The following is an 18,058-nucleotide window of genomic DNA, read 5'->3' as shown; positions in this document are numbered from 1 at the left end:
TTTTGATATAATAAATTAGAAAATTTTATCATATATAGTTTAACATTTTAACGAAGTAATGACATAACCAGTTTTACAATTCTGGTTAAATCATTAAACGTTTATTTATATAGGAGTTTTAATATGAATGATTCTTGGTATAAAAATATTGTTGGTGCACGTACAATAAAAACAGGTTTAGCTACATTTTTAACTGCTCTTTTTTGTTTAGCCTTAAATTTAAACCCAATTTTCGCTATATTAACAGCTATAGTCACAATTGAACCAACCGCTAAGGCTTCATTAATAAAAGGGTATAGAAGACTTCCTGCTACAATTATTGGTGCATTATTTGCCGTGATTTTCACTTTTATTTTTGGTGATCAATCTGCTTTTGCCTATGCATTTAGTGCAACATTCACCATTATTTTATGTACAAAATTGAACTTACAAGTTGGTACTACTGTAGCAACATTAACCGCAATGGCTATGATTCCTGGTATACATGATGCTTATTATTTTAATTTCTTTTCCAGACTATTAACAGCTATTATTGGATTAGTAACAGCTGGATTAGTAAACTTTATTGTCTTACCACCCAAATATTATGATCAACTGGATGATGCTATTAATTTAACAGAAGAAAAAATGTATGCACTATTTCATAAGCGTATACGCCAACTAGTTGTTGGTAAATTTTATAATGGATCGACCAATCAACAACTTGCCACTTTATTAAATTTAAATCAAAAAGTCGAAACGTTGCTTTCTTATCAAAAAGACGAACTCAGTTATCATAAACATCATCATTCAGAATGGATTCGTTTAAAGTCTTTAACTACACGTACACATACAAATCGCTTATTCATAACTCACCTATCTAACTTAGTTTATTTGCCAAAAGACACGCAGGTTACCTTTACTAAAGAAGAGCAACTTGCTATGCTGAATATTGCTGACAGTATAAATAATATACATAGTACCGGACATTTTGAACGTCATCCTGAATCAGCGTCATTACTTAAATCCACGGTCAAAGGTTTAGATGAGTTTGATAAAAACCAATTAAAAAGTCATATTGTCTATGAAATACTATTAATTTATAGAATTTTAAATAGTCGATTTGCTTAAAGAATAACATTAAATACGTAACATAAAAAATAGCCTAGGACAAAGGTCCTAGGCTATTTTTTATATTTTAATAAAGTCGGAATTCTATTTTTTCTGTTGAGAAACGCGTTCAATAATGACTTTCTTAGCTGCTTCTTCCTCAGTATTATCTAATTCTTTCGGTTCGAATACAATGCCTTTGCGTTCACACGCTTTTTCTAATAGATAGTCTGTAATTTCATGGTTTTTAGGTAGTATGGGGCCATGTAAATACGTACCTAATAAATTCTTGTAATGAATACCTTCTTTGGCATCGTCATCATTATTACCAAAACCATGCGTAACTTCTCCCAAAGTCCCGAAATTATGATAAGTACGTCCCCCATGATTTTCAAATCCAACTATTGTGCCAAAAGTATTACTTTCGATTACAATATCTCCTGTCAAACGATCTTTTTTAGATTCTGTATAAAAATCTAAAATATTTAAACCGTCTAATTCTGTACCATCTGGCGTAACGTATTTACGTCCTAAAAATTGGTAACCACCGCACACAGTTAGACCGGGTAAGCCATCTTCAATCGCATCTTTCAACTTGCTTTTAATTTTAGTTAATTCTTGTGTAGCTAATGCTTGTTCTCTGTCACTACCGCCACCAATAAAAAAGATATCACATTCATCGAAAGTAACATTTTCTGTCTGATTAATATCTACTACCTTTAGTTCGATATTACGGCGTTTAGCACGTTGTTTAAGTGCAATGATATTTCCTATATCACTATATAAATTTAATTTATCGGGCATAAAGTGATAGACCGTCAACTCATTCATTTTACTTTGTCCTCCTCAAAAGAGTGGTTCAATTGCTTTAACATAGGGGAAAGTGAAGTATAGTTAGGTATTGCTACAGTAAAGCTATTTGTATATTCCATTGTTTTCGCAGTCGCTTTGTAGATATCACTTTCTAATATGATCGGTACATTAATCTCTGCAAGTTTTAATCTTAATTGTAGCTCTTCCGCTCGTGAACCTGTAACTATAATAGCTTCTATTTGTTGATTCACTAATTTTTCAAAATCAGCATCGTAAATCCAAGATGTGTCACGTCCGTCCGCAGCATAATCATTTAAACTGATTACATAAACTTTATTCCCTTCTATTCGATCACCGACCGAGAGACTTGCATTCATACCGGCAGGGTTTTTTGCTAGATTGATCATAGCTTCTTTGGTACCCTTTTTAAAATACTGCATTCTGCCATTATCAGAAGTATAAGTTTCAAACCCTTTTCGAATTGACGCATCATTTAATCCAAGTTCTCTGAGCACGGTATAAGCAGCAATTGCATTATATGCATTAAAATCGCCTGCAATTTTCATATTAAATGTTGTAGTACCAACATTTAAGTTAAGAAATGGAGTTAAATCAAATTGAGATACTTCATATTTTGTTTTTTCTCGTTTAAAACCACATTCACAATAGTAATGGCCTAATTGGTTATAATGAATATAATCATAATGTAATAAACGACCACAATTAGGACAATATCTACTTTCATTCATAGAACTTTGTTCAAAATCATGCGCATGCTTTTTCATACCATAATAAGTAACAGTATCACTTGCTATCTTTAATCTACTAACAAAAGGATCGTCGGCATTTAATAATAATTTTATACCTTTATTATCAATTGCTTTTGCAATATTATTTACCATAATATCGATTTCCCCAAATCGATCCATTTGGTCACGAAAGAAATTAGTGACGACCATCATTGTAGGTGTAACTTCGTTTAGTACTCTTGGTATAGAACCTTCATCAATTTCAATAACTGCAATTTTAGTATTTTTTTTAAGTTGCAAAATAAAAGCTGATGTAATTCCAGCAGCCATATTTGCACCTTCATTATTATGTATGATTTCAATTTGGTTTGCTTTTAACGTATGACCTATTAAATTTGATGTAGTCGTTTTCCCATTTGTACCACTTATAAATACAATCTCATCAACATGAGATGCTAATTCTCTTAAAATATTTTTATCCACTCTTCTAGCGACTTGACCTGGTAAGTCTGTTCCTTTTTTCCCAACAGTACGACTTACTTGTCTTGCCAATCTCGCTAGGCGTGTTGCAGTCCATTGTCTCATCTACTTCCTCCTCTACTATTCACTCAAATATTATAACACGATTAAGTTGTATTCCAAACAATTCTCAATGCAAATATATATCAACCTCCCAGATTAGAATAATTATTATTTACGAATGAGAATAAATTTGCTATACTAATAAAAAATGATACATGGAGGCTTTGACTTATGTTGAATAAAGAATTATTAGATGCATTAAATGAACAAATGAATCACGAATATTTTGCTGCACACGCCTATATGGCAATGGCTGCATATTGTGATAGCAAATCCTACGAAGGCTTTGCTAATTTCTATATCCAGCAAGCAAAAGAAGAAAGATTTCATGGTAAGAAAATTTATGATTACATCAATGATCGTGGTGAACAAGCAATCTTTAATTCGATACCAGCACCTAAATCTGAATTCACAAGTATCTTAGAAACCTTTGAAGATGGCTTAGCTCAAGAACAAGACGTAACACGCAGATTTTATAACTTATCTGATTTAGCTAATAAAGATAAAGATTATGCTACGATTTCATTTTTAAATTGGTTCCTAGATGAACAAGTCGAAGAAGAATCAATGTTTGATACACATATTGATTACTTAAAACGTATCGGTGATGATAGTAATACTTTATATTTATATGAGAAAGAATTAGCCTCACGTTCATTTAATGAAGATGAAGCATAGAGTTAGTGTGGTAACTCACTACTTATTTCTATATAGTTATTAATAACTATACAAAAGCATGCCAATGATGTTGGCATGCTTTTTAAGTATTTATGAGTCAGCAGCAAAGACTAGCAGATGCAACTATTTGTTTCATTGAGTTTTACTCACTTGACTTCGAAAAGAGAATTATATAAAGTCATAACATATTCTATAAGAGAAAGGATTCTTGCTTGATGACAGCCAATGCTTATATTGCTTTAGATTTTGAAACTGCAAATGGAAAAAGAACGAGTATATGTTCAGTGGGAATGGTCAAAGTGATCAATCATCAAATTACAGAATCTTTTTACACACTAGTTAATCCAAATGACTATTTTTCAAAACAAAACATTGCAGTTCATGGTATTAATCCAAATGATGTGAAAGATGCGCCGACATTTGAATCAGTATATCCATATATGATGCAATTCATTGATGGTTTACCAGTAGTTGCTCATAACGCATCCTTTGATATGAATGTGTTGTATGACAGCATTAAACAAATTGGACAAGAAACACCAACAATTACTTATTTTTGTTCACTACAACTGTCTAGAAAAACAATAAATAGTCATCGTTATGGGTTGAGCCACATGATGCATTATTACAATCTAGATTTTCATGGTCATCACGATGCTTTAAATGATGCGAAAGCATGTGCAATGATTACCTTTCGACTATTACAACACTATGATGATTTAAACAGTATGTTATCAATATTTGGTAAACAGTTAAAAGATAAAGATTAATGGATTTAAAATCAGTCTATATTACCTTTGTATTTTACTTAAATATAGTCGTAAATTGTCATATTTTCATAGGTCGCCTTTTCTAGGTTACCCACTGTCACACCAACCAATCTAATTGGTGTTTCTGAATCTTTTAGTTCAGTATATAAACTATAAGCAATATTATAAATATCCGTCTCATTTCTTACTGGATCTCTCAAACTTCTTTGTTTTGACAAGGTTTCAAATTTAAAAGTTTTAATTTTAACAGTAACGGTTTTGCCAGATTTTTGAATTCTGGCTAAGCGTTCAGCTGTTTTATGACTTAATTCCCATATTTTTTGCAGAATTTGATCATCATCGTTAATATCGGTTGCGAAAGTACGTTCTGTTCCGACGGATTTTCTAATTCTTGTAGCTTTCACTTCATTATTGTCTATACCTCTTGCCTTATTGTACAATCCATAACCGCGTTTTCCAAAAAGACGAATTAATTCACGTTCACTTTGATTATACAAATCTTGACCATTATAAATTTTATGTTCATGCATTTTTTCTTTTGAAGCTTTACCCACCCCTGGAAAATCTCCAATATCTAATCCCATTAAAATATCGTGTACATTTTTATAATCAATAATAGTTAGACCATTAGGCTTATTCATACCACTCGCTAACTTCGCCAAAAATTTATTGTATGAGACACCTGCAGAGGATGTTAACTTAGTTGCTTCGTATATATCTCTGCGAATATATTGTGCAATCATAGACGCCGGTAAATCAGGTCGCACTAAATGCGTAATATCTAAATAAGCCTCATCTAATGACAATGGTTCGACAATTTCAGTATAACTTTTAAAAATATTCATAATTGTATTTGAAGCTTCTTTATAGGCTTCAAATCTAGGTGATACATAAAAACCATTCGGACATAATTTATGTGCTTGTGCGGTGGGCATTGCAGAATGAACACCATATTTTCTTGCCTCATAAGAAGCTGTTGACACCACGCCTCTACCACTTGCCTTTCCACCGACGATGACTGGCTTCCCTTCCAAATTTGGATTATCTCTTATTTCTACTTGAGCAAAGAAATAGTCCATATCTATATGAATAATCCTTCTTTCTGACAATGCACACACCTCCCTTTTAAAATTCATATTATGATGCTTTTGATATTTATCTTACAATCTAAATGATTTTGTTACATAATATATGCTCATAACAAAAAGCATATAAAAAAAAGAGTTAGCTAACCACTTTTTTAACACGCAATGATCCATAAAAGCAACTGCGTATATAGTAGTAATACTAACTCAGATTAATTATTTTTTATGATTTTGGTTCAGTTTGCAATTCATTTGAAGGGTTTTTTGTATAATATTTAATACCATCCTCAGTGTCTTCTATCACTTCAACCTTGTCATTTAATACGCCGGAAAGTAAATATAAATCCATAACACAATAGCCAATGTGAAAACTTGCTATAAATATGATAGATGAATAAGGCGTAATAAAAAATACGATAAATAAAACGGATGATATAACAATTAAAGGGGCTAACATAATCAAGCTATATTGCCATTTTTTAAAATAAACTTGTGGCATATGTGACTTTACCAAACCATATTTAACTCGATAAATTGGTTTTTGACCTTTTGATAAAATGCGAAACATTAAGTTATGAATCAATTCATGTATGAAATAAACAATTGTAAAACCTAAAATACCATAGATTAAATTAAATAAGATATTTTGCTCTATAACTGAAGCAAATAAATAAGCAAATTTATACGATAGCAATATACTGATCATTACTATTGTCAATTGGAATAGTAAAAATCCTTCTAATAACTTTTTATTAGAAAACAACTCAATTTTAAACATTAGCAACCCTCCAAATGCTTTGTTGTTACCTAGAGTATACAATGATTTTATCCACTTAGAAAGAGCTATTGAACAAAGTTAATGACTTGTAATTGAATTTTAACAAATCTTCTTAGAATGAAATAAACTGCAATACTGAGTAAATAACAAGTTAATTAACTTTACACAATGTTTATTGAATAACACTTATCTATTAAGCTATTTTTAAATACGGTTGAATTGTGCAACCGTTTCAACATGTGTTGTATGTGGAAACATATCTACTGGTGTAATTTTCGTTAGTTTGTAATGTTGCGCTAAATATTGCGCATCACGTTGCTGTGTAGATGGATTACATGAAATATAGACAATTTTTCTTGGATTTAATTCTAATAATGTTTGTAAAAATGTTTCATCACAGCCTTTTCTAGGTGGGTCAACCATCACTACATCTGGTTTAATTCCTTGTGATTTCCATTTTAATATAACCTCTTCTGCCTTACCACAGACAAAAGTAGTATTTTCGAATTGGTTTATAGTCGCATTTTGTTGTGCATCTTCAATGGCTTCTGGCACGACTTCTACTCCATAAACATGTTTTGCTTTTGGTGCCATATATAAACCTATTGTTCCAATACCACAATATGTATCCAGGACAATATCATCTTGATTTAAGTTTGCATATTCAATCGCAAGCTGATACAATTTTTCAGTTTGTATCGAATTAATTTGATAAAAAGATTGATCGCTTATTTTAAAAGTAACGTCTGATAATTTATCATTAATTGTTGTCTCACCATATAAGGTATTAGACTCGGCTCCTAATATCACATTGGAATGTGTATTGTTGATATTATGTTTAATACTCGTGATTTCAGGAAATGTATCAATTAATTTTTGTACAAGTAAATCACTTTGTTTAAATTTCCTGCCGTTTGTCACAAAAATAACCATTAATTCTCTTGAATGGTGTCCAGTACGTATAACAACATGTCTCATAAGCCCTTGTTTTTTTTGTTCATTATAAACACTAATATTTAATTCGTTAAACCAAACTTTAAGTTGGTTCATAACTTTTTGATGCAATTGGTCTTGAATTAAACATGTTTCCATATCTATAATATCGTGACTTCTTTGTCTATAAAAACCTGAGATAATCTCTCCTTCTTTATTCTTTCCAACGGGTATTTGTGATTTATTTCGATAATACCAGGGGTTTTCCATACCAACTGTTTCATTAATTATCGTTTCTTTAAAATCTGCTTTTCGATGAAACAAATTAACCACTTGTTCTTTCTTCATATTCAATTGAGCTTGGTATGTCATATGTTGTAATTGACAGCCCCCGCATTTGTAATAATATACACAGGGTGGCTCGACACGTTCACTACTTTGTTCTTTAACTTCTATTAATTTACCTATCGCAAAATTCTTTTTTACTTTGATCACTTTAAATTTAATCGTTTCATCTATTAAACTATTAGGGACAAACACAGGATAACGGTCTAACTTTACAACGCCATGTCCTTCATGTGTTAAATCAATTACGCGTCCTTCTATAATTTCATTTTTTTGTATTATGCTCATTTTGTCACCCCATATAAAAGAGGTTAGGCTATTTGTAGTTTTACCTAACCTCGTTGTCTATTAACATTTTGGAAGATTCATTTTATCTTATTCATTAATCTCGTTCACGATGATGCTTTATTTTAATATATTGTCTATTATTGCTCAACTAACTCCTCGTTTTTAATATCGTTTGGTGTATAGACTTCAATATGCTGTTTTAAATTCAAAAAGTTACCAGGCAACTTGCCACCATATTCACCATCCACATTCAATTGCAAATCTATAAATGAAGAAATATTAATCGATTTGGCTTTTTTATAATGTACTTTAGGATGTTTAATATGTTCACCTCGAGATGCAAGCGTCATAATATGTCCTAATTCTGCTAAATTAGCTTTTTCAACTATAATCAAGGTGAAATAGCCATCATCTAATTTGGCATCAGGCACTAACTTTTCAAATCCTGCCATAGAGTTGGTCAAACCTAATAAAAATAAGAGCGCCTCTCCTTGGAAAACCTCATCATCATATTCGATACGTAAATCAACAGCTTTCATCTGAGGCAACATTTCAAATCCTTTAATATAATATGCAAAAGGGCCGACAATTGATTTTAATCTACTTGGTGTCTCATAAGATACCTGTGTTAATTGTCCACCTGCAGCTAAATTAATGAAGTATCTACTGTTCATTTTCCCGATATCAACGCGTGTTGAATGACCTTCAATAATGACATCTATCGCGCTCATAATATCATTAGGTAAGTGCAAAGCTCGCCCAAAATCATTTACAGTTCCCATTGGGATAATGCCAATCTTAGGTCTATTCGGATGTTCTGCTATGCCATTGATGACTTCATTAAGTGTCCCATCACCACCAGCAGCTATTAAAACATCATAATCTTGTGTTAAACAACGCTTCGCCTCAGTGGTAGCATCTCCAATTTTTTCAGTCGCATAGGCACTCGTTTCAAAACCGGCCTTTTCTAATTTTATTAACACATCTGGTAATGTTCGCTTAAACAATTCTTTACCAGATGTTGGGTTATAAATGATTCTAGCTCGTTTTCTCATATTTTATCCCTCAACTTTTTATACTCAGTATATATATTAAATGATTTAGTTAAATGATAAAAGCATTTAGGCTGTTTTTAAAAGAAAATATAATATACTACTCAATATTAAAGTTTTTGAAACATCCATACCAATGGCTAAAACATAAGCATTAATCCATAATTAAGAATTGCGATCACATTAGAAATTTTAAAGTTTTGATTGTGCTACATTTTACATGAATATACCTTATCCTCATTTGCTCATTTTAAATAATCCCCCTGGTGTCAATAATTGCCAAAATCGCTAAAAAAAAGATGATAATGATATATTCCTGAATGTTACACCAACAAAAAACGCCAATTCCTATATTTGTAATAGAAATTGACGTTTATTTTTTAATTTAAGATGCTTCAGTCTCAGGTTTTTCTTTAATTAGATTAAAACTGTTTAAAAATAAATGATGATGTTATCTTTTATCTAATTCTTGTTTTAATAATTGGTTCACTAATTGTGGGTTAGCTTGACCTTTGGAAGCTTTCATAATTTGACCAACTAAGAAGCCCATAGCTTTACCCTTACCATTTTGATAATCTTCAACGGATTGTGGATTGTTGTCTAACGCTTCATTTACAAATTTAAGCAGTGTTGCTTCATCAGAGATTTGAACTAAGCCTTTATCTTCCATAATTTGTTTGGCATCTCCACCATTTTCAGCTAGTTCTGGGAAAACTTTTTTAGCGATTTTACTACTCATTGTGCCATCTTCAATCAACTTAATCATACCTGCAAGATTTTGTGGTGTAAGTTTAGTATCTAATAATTCTATTTGATGTTTATTTAAATACTCATTAACGCCGCCCATTAACCAGTTTGAAGTTAATTTTACATCTGCACCTTCAGCTACTGCACCTTCAAAGAAATCAGACATTTCTTTTGTCAATGTAATCACATGTGCATCATATGCTGGTAAACCAAATTGATTGACGTATTTATCTTTTCTTTCATCTGGTAATTCAGGTATTGTTTGACGTACGCGTTCTTTCCATTCATCGTCAACATATAAAGGCACAATATCTGGTTCTGGGAAGTAACGGTAATCATCAGAACCTTCTTTTACACGCATAAGATTCGTTTTACCTGTAGCTTCATCAAAACGTCTCGTTTCTTGTAAAATCTCTCCGCCGTTCAATAATTCTTCTTCTTGACGTTTTTCTTCATATTCTAACCCTTTACGTACATAAGTAAATGAGTTTAAATTTTTCAATTCTGCTTTTGTTCCAAATTCTTCTTGACCATATGGTCGTAAAGAAATATTAGCATCACAACGCAATGATCCTTCTTCCATTTTACAATCAGAGACACCAGTATATTGTATGATTGAACGCAATTTTTCTAAGTATGCATACGCTTCTTGTGGTGAGCGAATATCTGGTTCAGATACAATTTCAATCAATGGTGTACCTTGTCTATTTAAGTCAACTAGTGAATAACCATCCTTATGCGTTGACTTACCAGCATCTTCTTCCATGTGTAAACGTGTGATACCTATACGTTTCGTTTCACCATCTACTTCAATATCAATATAACCATTTTCACCAATTGGCTGATCAAATTGTGAAATTTGATATGCTTTAGGATTATCTGGATAGAAATAGTTTTTACGATCAAATTTTGATTCTGTTGCAATATCCATATTTAATGCCATTGATGCTCTCATCGCCCAATCAACCGCACGTCTATTGACAACTGGTAATACACCAGGGTAAGCCAAATCAATGACGTTTGTGTTTGAGTTAGGTTTTGCTCCGAAATGTGCTGGTGATGGAGAAAACATTTTAGATTCTGTTTTTAACTCAACATGGACCTCTAGTCCAATAACTGTTTCAAAATGCATGATTTCCACTCCTTATAAATTTTCGTATTCATTATGCAAATTAAATTTTGTTTCATATTGGAAAGCGACACGATATAATGTTTTCTCATCAAATGGTTTACCAATAAATTGCAAACCAATTGGACGTCCATTCGCTTTACCGCAAGGAATAGATATACCTGGCAAACCAGCTAAGTTAACTGGTGTTGTTAGTAAGTCATTCGCATACATTGTAAGTGGATCATCGATTTCTTCACCTATATTAAATGCAGTTGTTGGTGTTGTTGGTCCTACTACAACATCATAGTTATCAAAAATACGATCGAAATCATTTTTAATTAATGTTCTAACTTTTTGTGATTTTTTGTAGAACGCATCATAGTAACCCGAACTTAACGCAAATGTACCAAGGAAAATACGACGCTTAACTTCTTCACCAAATCCTTCACTTCTTGACATTTTATATAATTCTTCAAGTGAATTTGCTTCTGGTGAATGATAACCGTATCTGATACCATCAAAACGCGATAAATTTGATGATGCTTCAGATGATGCGATTACATAATAAGAAGGAATGCCATATTTTGTGTTTGGTAATGAAACTTCTTCTACTGTAGCACCTAGTTCTTTCAATGTTTCAACAGCGTTTTTCACAGATGCTTTCACTTCGTCAGATATACCTTCGCCAAGATATTCTTTTGGTAATGCTACTTTAAGTCCTTGAATATCTTTACCAATATCAGATGTAAAGTCTGCATCTTCTACTGGTGCACTTGTACTATCATTTTCATCTAAACCAGTGATTGCTTCTAATACTAATGCATTGTCCTTAACATTGCGTGTTAACGGTCCGATTTGGTCTAATGAAGACGCAAATGCTACCAAACCAAAACGTGATACACGACCATAAGTTGGTTTTAAGCCTACGATTCCACAATAAGCTGCAGGTTGACGAATTGAACCACCAGTATCAGAGCCTAAACTAAAAGGAACTAATCCTGCTGCAACTGCTGCTGCAGAACCACCAGATGAACCACCAGGAACAGCTGTGTGATCAAATGGATTTAACGTTTTTTTAAAATAAGAAGTTTCTGTAGAACCTCCCATTGCAAATTCATCCATGTTTAATTTTCCAATTAAAACCGCTTGTTCGTTGCGTAATTTATTCATAACTGTGGATTCATAGATAGGTACAAATCCTTCTAGCATTTTACTAGCACATGTTGTTTCTACACCTTCAGTAATAATATTATCTTTAATTCCCATTGGAATACCAAAAAGTTTGCCTTCCATTTGGTCCTTGGCTTGTAACTCATCTAATTCTTGTGCTTTTTTAATAGCATTATCTTTATCTAATGCAAGAAATGATTTGATTGTTGGATCAGTTTCTTCAATTGCATCGTAGATATCGTTTACTACTTGTGAAGGTTTAATTTCTTTGTTTTTTATTAATGTAATTAAATTTTCCACAGATTCATAACGGATGGTCATCTTAAGCGTCCTCCTCATTCATGATAGATGGCACCTTGAATTGTCCATCTTCCGTCTCTTTAGCATTTTTTAATGCAAGCTCTTGAGGAATGCCCTCGATTGCTTTGTCTTCTCTTAACACGTTTTGTAAATCTAATACATGATAAGTTGGCTCAATTGAGCTAGTGTCTGCTGTATCTATATGATTAGCAAAATTTAAAATACTTTCTAATGTATCTTGCATTTCAATTGTTTCTTCTTCTGATATTTGAAGTCTAGCTAAATTAGCAATATGCTCTACCTCTTCACGTGTAACTTTAGCCATTAAATAAAAGCCTCCTTTTTACTCATTCATTATAAAATTGTATCAAAATTCCAAGCAAAAATCTAAACTTTTCACCAATAACAATAAATAACCTTGTTTATTTTAATTCCTTTTGCTCAACCTTTTGGAATTATGTGACTTAAATATATTTTGAACATAATCTACTTAAGTATCACAGCATTTATATCAATCATTGCATAATAAACCATATTTTTTATAAATAGTGTAATATTATTTCATTTAATGTAAGCTTTTTCATTTTTGTCATTGAGCTAATTATTTTGAAAAACAAAAAATATTTCTACTCTATTTATAAATTTCATTGTATAATAATTCATGTAACACAATTTAATATTCTGGGGATATGGGAGTTGAAGTATTATGTTTATTCTAGGCACATCTTTAGCGAATCAAGTTCACGCTACTTGGCAAACGTATATCATGATTATTATTTATTTTATCATTTTATTAGTTATTGGCTATTACGGTTATAAGCAATCCACAGGTAATTTAAGTGAATTTATGCTTGGAGGTAGAAGTATTGGCCCTTATGTAACTGCCCTATCAGCAGGTGCATCTGATATGAGTGGATGGATGATTATGGGGCTTCCTGGATCTGTATATAGTACTGGATTATCTGCAATGTGGATTACAATTGGTTTATCACTTGGCGCTTATGTTAACTATTTTGTAGTCGCACCTCGACTTCGTATTTATACTGAAATTGCAGGAGATGCTATTACCTTACCAGATTTTTTTAAAAATCGACTCAACGACCGCAAAAATTACATAAAAATAATTTCAGGTCTAATCATCGTTGTGTTTTTTACTTTATATACACATTCTGGGTTTGTATCTGGTGGTAAATTATTTGAAAGTGCTTTTGGCTTGAACTATCATTGGGGGCTTATCATTGTTGCAGCAATCGTTATTTTTTATACGTTTTTTGGTGGATATTTAGCTGTATCCATTACAGATTTCTTTCAAGGTGTAATTATGTTAATTGCTATGGTCATGGTCCCTATCGTAGCACTTATAAAACTCAACGGTTTGGATACATTTAGTGAGGTAGCAGCAATGAAACCTACCAATATGGACTTGTTTAAAGGGACTACATTTTTAGGTATTATTTCCTTATTTGCCTGGGGTTTAGGTTATTTTGGACAACCACATATCATCGTTCGTTTTATGTCCATTAAAACACATAAACTTTTACCAAAAGCTAGACGTTTAGGTATAAGCTGGATGGTTGTAGGGCTCTTAGGTGCAGTTGCTGTAGGGTTAACAGGTATCGCATTTATACCTCAATACCATATTAAAATGGAAGATCCAGAGACACTATTTATCATTATGAGCCAAATTTTATTCCATCCACTCGTTGGTGGATTCTTATTAGCAGCTATATTGGCAGCTATCATGAGCACAATTTCATCTCAGTTATTAGTAACTTCTAGTTCACTGACTGAAGATTTTTATAAACTTATTCGCGGTGAATCGAAAGCAAAAACACACGAAAAAGAGTTTGTAATGATAGGAAGACTATCTGTTTTACTAGTAGCAATTATTGCAATTTGGATTGCTTGGTCTCCAAATGATACAATTTTAAACCTTGTAGGTAATGCTTGGGCAGGGTTTGGCGCGGCATTTAGTCCGTTAGTAATCTTCTCACTTTACTGGAAGGGTTTGTCTCACGCTGGTGCTTTGAGCGGTATGATTACCGGTGCTTTAGTCGTTATTGTATGGATTGCTTGGATTAAACCATTAGCATCAATAAATGAAATCTTCGGTATGTATGAAATAATTCCTGGTTTCCTAGCTAGTGTGATCGTTACTTATCTAGTAAGTAAAATTACGAAAAAGCCCGGTGAGTTTGTAAATAACGATTTAAATAAAGTAAAAGAGATTGTCAAAGAATAATCGTATAATAACTCTCTCACTATAAATTAACACATTAAAAGCCACACTTGTAATACATATCTTGATTACAAGTGTGGCTTTTAATGTGTATATGCTTATTAATTATTGTTTTTATAAATATGGACTTGTGGGTCTTTGTCATCTTTAGTTTTACTGATTAAAGCTTTTGCCTTGTTACCATCTTTTATACGAATTTCATATTCGTCAATATCATCAAAGTATTTCTCTGCTTGTTCAGTGATATATTGTGTGATACCAATTGTTTCTGCTTCGCCATAATAATCAATCGGTACATCAACAGTTAGTTGCTTCGCTTTTTTATTATCAAATTTAACTGTCCCTACTGCTTGAGTAAAGTTATTAAAATACGTCTGTAAATCATCATTAAATTGTTTGAAATTATTATTTAAATTTTCATCAATTTTACTTGCTTCATCAGAAGGTAACAATGCTGTTGTTTGATTAATATCTTTCCATTCATTAATACGTGTCTTACCATCTTCAACTGTCGTACCAGCAATAAACTCTCCTGGTACAATTGAATTTTCGCCAGTTTGTTTATAAATTGCAAAGTGTATAGGTATGTCTTTCAAAGCTTTATTTTCTCTGACTCTTGACAAAATTTCGCCTGCCATTTGCTTTCCTTGTTTCTTAATTTCTTTATCATCTAAATCTTTACTATAGGTCTCGCCATCTTTTTCTTTTTGATAGTAATAAGTACTATTCATTGCTAGCCCAATGGTCATACCTTTAATTTTCTTCCCTTTAGTATCACCACTCGCATAAAAATCCTGTTCCAAAATATTAGAAAGATATGCAGGTGAATCTTCCGCAATTTTTTCTGGATCTGTTTCACCATTATGTGATGGATTTAAACCTAAATTTTCATTCGCTTTCTTTTCTTTTCGTTCATCTTCATCCATTGCATCTACTTCTGATTTTGTATATTTCGGGTCTAAATAAGCGTTAATCGTATCTTTATCTAAGTATTGACCATCTTGATATAAATAATCGTCAGTTGGAAAAACTTCTTTACTCAATTCTAAAAGCCCGTTTTCAAAATCTTCACCGTTATAACTATTTGCCATATTATCTTGTAATAAACCACGTGCTTGACTTTCTTTAAATGGTAAAATCGTTCTATAATTATTGCCTTGAACATTTTTATCGGTGGCAATTTCTTTAACTGAACCTGATTTTTCTTGCTGCTTATTGTCATTAGATTGTTCTTTACTTTTTTCATTATCCTCATTTCCACATGCTGATAATAGAAAAATTGCTGAGATGAATAGTATAATCGTTCTTTTCATGCATTATCTCCTCTATCCCTCTATTTCTTTTTGTTTCTGGACAAAGTCATCTTCTGTCCAAACTTCTGTACCAAATTGTTCAGCCTTTGTAAGTTTTGAACCAGCGTCTTCTCCAGCAATTACTAAATCTGTCTTTTTTGTAACACTGTTTGTAACTTTAGCACCTTGAATCTCTAACCATTTTGAAGCTTCATTTCTTGTCATTTGATATAACTTTCCAGTTAAAACAATGGTCTTATTAATAAATTCTGGATGCCCTTCTAACTCTGTTGTTTTGACACCTTTATAAGTCATATTAACATGTTTTTTCTTTAATTTATTAATAAGTGCACGGATATCTTCATTTTCTAAATAAGTGACTAATGATTGTGCTAATTTTTGACCAACATCATAGATTTCAATCAATGACTCTTCTGTAACATTAAATAAATCATCCATGGTTCCATATTTTTCAGCAATGACTTGGCTCGCTTTGACACCTAAGTGTCTAATCCCTAAACCAAATAGCAAATGTTCTAATGAGTTTGATTTAGCATCTTCAATCGCATTTAATAGATTGTTTACTTTCTTTTCACCCATTCTCTCTAATGGTAGCAAATCGTCTTTAGTTAAGTAAAATATATCAGCAACATCTTTTATTTTTTCATTTTCATAAAGTTGTTGAATAATTTTAGTACCTAAACCATCTATATTCATTGCTTGTCGTGATACAAAATGAATCATACCTTCAACAAGTTGTGCTTGGCATTTTGGATTGATACATCTTAAAGCCACTTCCCCTTCAATTCTTACAAGTTCATGGCTACAACTAGGGCAATGTGTAGGCATGTGGTAAACTTCAGCATTTTGTGGCCGACGATCTAATACGCTTTTTATGACTTCTGGTATAATGTCTCCCGCCTTCTTAATTACAACACTATCACCAATTCGAATATCTTTTTCATGTATTAGATCTTCATTATGTAAAGAAGCTCTAGAAACTGTAGTGCCCGCTACTTTAACTGGTTCAAGTATAGCCGTAGGTGTAACAACGCCTGTTCTACCAATACTCAGTTCAATATCTAATAAATCTGTTATGACTTCTTCAGCAGGAAACTTATACGCAATTGCCCAACGAGGAGATTTTTGTGTATAGCCAAGCTCATCTTGCTGGTCTAAATCATTTACTTTGATAACAATGCCGTCGATATCATAAGGTAACTGTTCACGTGCTTCAGTCCATTTTTCAATATAATCGAATACTTCTTCTATAGTTTGGACACGTTCTCTTTCTTTATTTGTTTTAAAACCTAATTTATCTAATTCATCTAAAGCTTCGCTTTGTGTATGTGCATGAAATTGTGTAAAGTCATTTACGCTATATAAGAAAACACTTAACTTTCTCTTTGCTGCAAGTTTGGAGTCTAATTGTCGAAGTGAACCAGCAGCTGCATTTCTTGGATTGGCAAAAGGTTGCTCATCATTTTGTGCTTTAGCTTCATTTAAATCAAAAAATGATTTTCTGGGCATGTATGCTTCACCACGAACTTCAAATGTTCTAGCTTCATTAATCTTTAATGGTATTGCATGTATCGTTCTTAAGTTTTCGGTGATATCTTCACCCGTAGTACCGTCACCACGTGTCAAACCTTGTACGAATTTACCATTCTCGTATTTGAGAGAAACTGCTAAACCATCTATTTTCAATTCGCACATGTATTCCACATGATTAATTTGTTCACGTATACGCTGATCAAATTTTTTTAAATCTTCTTTATTAAAAGCATTCCCTAAACTTAGCATCGGTGTATCATGATTCACTTTTTCAAAAGTTGATTGAGCTGAGCCGCCCACTCTTACTGTAGGTGAATCAGCTGTTCGATATTCTGGGTTGTTCGCCTCAATATCTATCAATTCATGTAAAAGTTTATCGTATTCACTGTCTGGTACTGAAGGGTTGTCTTGTACATAATATTCATAACTATATTGATTTAGTAATTGATGTAATACATCGACACGCGATTGTAAGTCAGCCAC

General features: G+C 32.3%; 15 protein-coding genes. 4 read left to right on the top strand and 11 right to left on the bottom strand.

Going from position 1 to position 18,058, the window contains the following annotated elements:
* Positions 1-123 precede the first annotated feature (123 nt).
* On the top strand, positions 124-1,110 hold the full coding sequence (locus JG554_RS04740; protein WP_064209717.1) for an FUSC family protein: 987 nt from the start codon (positions 124-126) through the stop codon (positions 1,108-1,110).
* An 84-nt stretch (positions 1,111-1,194) separates the two neighbouring features.
* On the opposite strand, the gene JG554_RS04735 is transcribed toward JG554_RS04740, so the two are convergent.
* Together JG554_RS04735 and JG554_RS04730 are read right to left on the bottom strand one after the other, a co-directional pair.
* A complete protein-coding gene (locus JG554_RS04735) occupies positions 1,195-1,920 on the bottom strand; it encodes a lipid II isoglutaminyl synthase subunit GatD (protein ID WP_064209718.1) in 726 nt (241 codons plus the stop codon).
* The gene (locus JG554_RS04730; RefSeq protein ID WP_046207958.1) at positions 1,917-3,236 is read right to left on the bottom strand and encodes a lipid II isoglutaminyl synthase subunit MurT; all 1,320 of its coding nucleotides are present in this window, start codon (positions 3,234-3,236) and stop codon (positions 1,917-1,919) included. Before JG554_RS04730 ends, JG554_RS04735 begins: the two co-directional genes overlap by 4 nt.
* A gap of 168 nt (positions 3,237-3,404) precedes the next feature.
* Here JG554_RS04730 and JG554_RS04725 point away from each other — a divergent pair, with 168 nt between their 5' ends.
* Both JG554_RS04725 and JG554_RS04720 read left to right on the top strand, forming a co-directional pair.
* On the top strand, positions 3,405-3,911 hold the full coding sequence (locus JG554_RS04725; protein ID WP_046207959.1) for a ferritin: 507 nt from the start codon (positions 3,405-3,407) through the stop codon (positions 3,909-3,911).
* A 215-nt stretch (positions 3,912-4,126) separates the two neighbouring features.
* Positions 4,127-4,681, top strand: coding sequence for a 3'-5' exonuclease (locus JG554_RS04720; protein ID WP_070039294.1), 555 nt, complete (start codon positions 4,127-4,129; stop codon positions 4,679-4,681).
* A 38-nt stretch (positions 4,682-4,719) separates the two neighbouring features.
* Here the strand turns inward: JG554_RS04720 and dinB are convergent, their stop codons facing one another.
* The 7 genes from dinB to gatC form a co-directional block, all read right to left on the bottom strand.
* Positions 4,720-5,790 carry a DNA polymerase IV gene (gene dinB, locus JG554_RS04715; protein ID WP_070039292.1) on the bottom strand — a complete coding sequence of 357 codons (1,071 nt, stop codon included), beginning with the start codon at positions 5,788-5,790 and terminating at the stop codon, positions 4,720-4,722.
* A gap of 199 nt (positions 5,791-5,989) precedes the next feature.
* Positions 5,990-6,544: a DUF3267 domain-containing protein gene (locus JG554_RS04710; RefSeq protein ID WP_070039291.1), complete on the bottom strand. Its 555-nt coding sequence runs from the start codon at positions 6,542-6,544 to the stop codon at positions 5,990-5,992.
* A gap of 204 nt (positions 6,545-6,748) precedes the next feature.
* Positions 6,749-8,110, bottom strand: a complete 1,362-nt coding sequence (rlmD, locus tag JG554_RS04705; RefSeq protein WP_064209722.1) for a 23S rRNA (uracil(1939)-C(5))-methyltransferase RlmD — start codon at positions 8,108-8,110, stop codon at positions 6,749-6,751.
* Between the two features lie 137 nt (positions 8,111-8,247).
* A complete protein-coding gene (locus tag JG554_RS04700; protein WP_046207964.1) occupies positions 8,248-9,165 on the bottom strand; it encodes a diacylglycerol kinase in 918 nt (305 codons plus the stop codon).
* A 448-nt stretch (positions 9,166-9,613) separates the two neighbouring features.
* Positions 9,614-11,041, bottom strand: coding sequence for an Asp-tRNA(Asn)/Glu-tRNA(Gln) amidotransferase subunit GatB (gene gatB / locus JG554_RS04695; protein WP_046207965.1), 1,428 nt, complete (start codon positions 11,039-11,041; stop codon positions 9,614-9,616).
* A gap of 12 nt (positions 11,042-11,053) precedes the next feature.
* Positions 11,054-12,511, bottom strand: coding sequence for an Asp-tRNA(Asn)/Glu-tRNA(Gln) amidotransferase subunit GatA (gatA, locus tag JG554_RS04690; RefSeq protein WP_046207966.1), 1,458 nt, complete (start codon positions 12,509-12,511; stop codon positions 11,054-11,056).
* Between the two features lies 1 nt (position 12,512).
* Positions 12,513-12,815, bottom strand: coding sequence for an Asp-tRNA(Asn)/Glu-tRNA(Gln) amidotransferase subunit GatC (gatC, locus tag JG554_RS04685; protein WP_019469599.1), 303 nt, complete (start codon positions 12,813-12,815; stop codon positions 12,513-12,515).
* A 381-nt stretch (positions 12,816-13,196) separates the two neighbouring features.
* On the opposite strand from gatC, the gene putP reads away from it, so the two are divergent.
* Positions 13,197-14,732 (top strand): sodium/proline symporter PutP, encoded by a 1,536-nt coding sequence (gene putP / locus JG554_RS04680; RefSeq protein ID WP_046207967.1) that lies wholly within the window; start codon positions 13,197-13,199, stop codon positions 14,730-14,732.
* A 98-nt stretch (positions 14,733-14,830) separates the two neighbouring features.
* Here putP and JG554_RS04675 read toward each other — a convergent pair whose 3' ends face one another.
* Together JG554_RS04675 and ligA are read right to left on the bottom strand one after the other, a co-directional pair.
* On the bottom strand, positions 14,831-16,042 hold the full coding sequence (locus tag JG554_RS04675; RefSeq protein WP_064209724.1) for a CamS family sex pheromone protein: 1,212 nt from the start codon (positions 16,040-16,042) through the stop codon (positions 14,831-14,833).
* Between the two features lie 12 nt (positions 16,043-16,054).
* Positions 16,055-18,058 (bottom strand): NAD-dependent DNA ligase LigA, encoded by a 2,004-nt coding sequence (gene ligA, locus JG554_RS04670; protein ID WP_046207969.1) that lies wholly within the window; start codon positions 18,056-18,058, stop codon positions 16,055-16,057.

This window comes from Staphylococcus sp. 11-B-312, from assembly GCF_016743055.1.
Taxonomy (GTDB): domain Bacteria; phylum Bacillota; class Bacilli; order Staphylococcales; family Staphylococcaceae; genus Staphylococcus; species Staphylococcus ureilyticus.
This window is presented reverse-complemented; position numbering and strand designations above follow the sequence as displayed.

Excerpts from the sequence above, each read along its gene's own strand:
- JG554_RS04740 (WP_064209717.1), top strand. The coding sequence starts at position 124 with ATGAATGATTCTTGGTATAAAAATATTGTTGGTGCACGTACAATAAAA.
- JG554_RS04735 (WP_064209718.1), bottom strand. The coding sequence starts at position 1,920 with ATGAATGAGTTGACGGTCTATCACTTTATGCCCGATAAATTAAATTTA.
- JG554_RS04730 (WP_046207958.1), bottom strand. The coding sequence starts at position 3,236 with ATGAGACAATGGACTGCAACACGCCTAGCGAGATTGGCAAGACAAGTA.
- JG554_RS04725 (WP_046207959.1), top strand. The coding sequence starts at position 3,405 with ATGTTGAATAAAGAATTATTAGATGCATTAAATGAACAAATGAATCAC.
- JG554_RS04720 (WP_070039294.1), top strand. The coding sequence starts at position 4,127 with ATGACAGCCAATGCTTATATTGCTTTAGATTTTGAAACTGCAAATGGA.
- JG554_RS04710 (WP_070039291.1), bottom strand. The coding sequence starts at position 6,544 with ATGTTTAAAATTGAGTTGTTTTCTAATAAAAAGTTATTAGAAGGATTT.
- rlmD (WP_064209722.1), bottom strand. The coding sequence starts at position 8,110 with ATGAGCATAATACAAAAAAATGAAATTATAGAAGGACGCGTAATTGAT.
- JG554_RS04700 (WP_046207964.1), bottom strand. The coding sequence starts at position 9,165 with ATGAGAAAACGAGCTAGAATCATTTATAACCCAACATCTGGTAAAGAA.
- gatB (WP_046207965.1), bottom strand. The coding sequence starts at position 11,041 with ATGCATTTTGAAACAGTTATTGGACTAGAGGTCCATGTTGAGTTAAAA.
- gatA (WP_046207966.1), bottom strand. The coding sequence starts at position 12,511 with ATGACCATCCGTTATGAATCTGTGGAAAATTTAATTACATTAATAAAA.
- gatC (WP_019469599.1), bottom strand. The coding sequence starts at position 12,815 with ATGGCTAAAGTTACACGTGAAGAGGTAGAGCATATTGCTAATTTAGCT.
- putP (WP_046207967.1), top strand. The coding sequence starts at position 13,197 with ATGTTTATTCTAGGCACATCTTTAGCGAATCAAGTTCACGCTACTTGG.
- JG554_RS04675 (WP_064209724.1), bottom strand. The coding sequence starts at position 16,042 with ATGAAAAGAACGATTATACTATTCATCTCAGCAATTTTTCTATTATCA.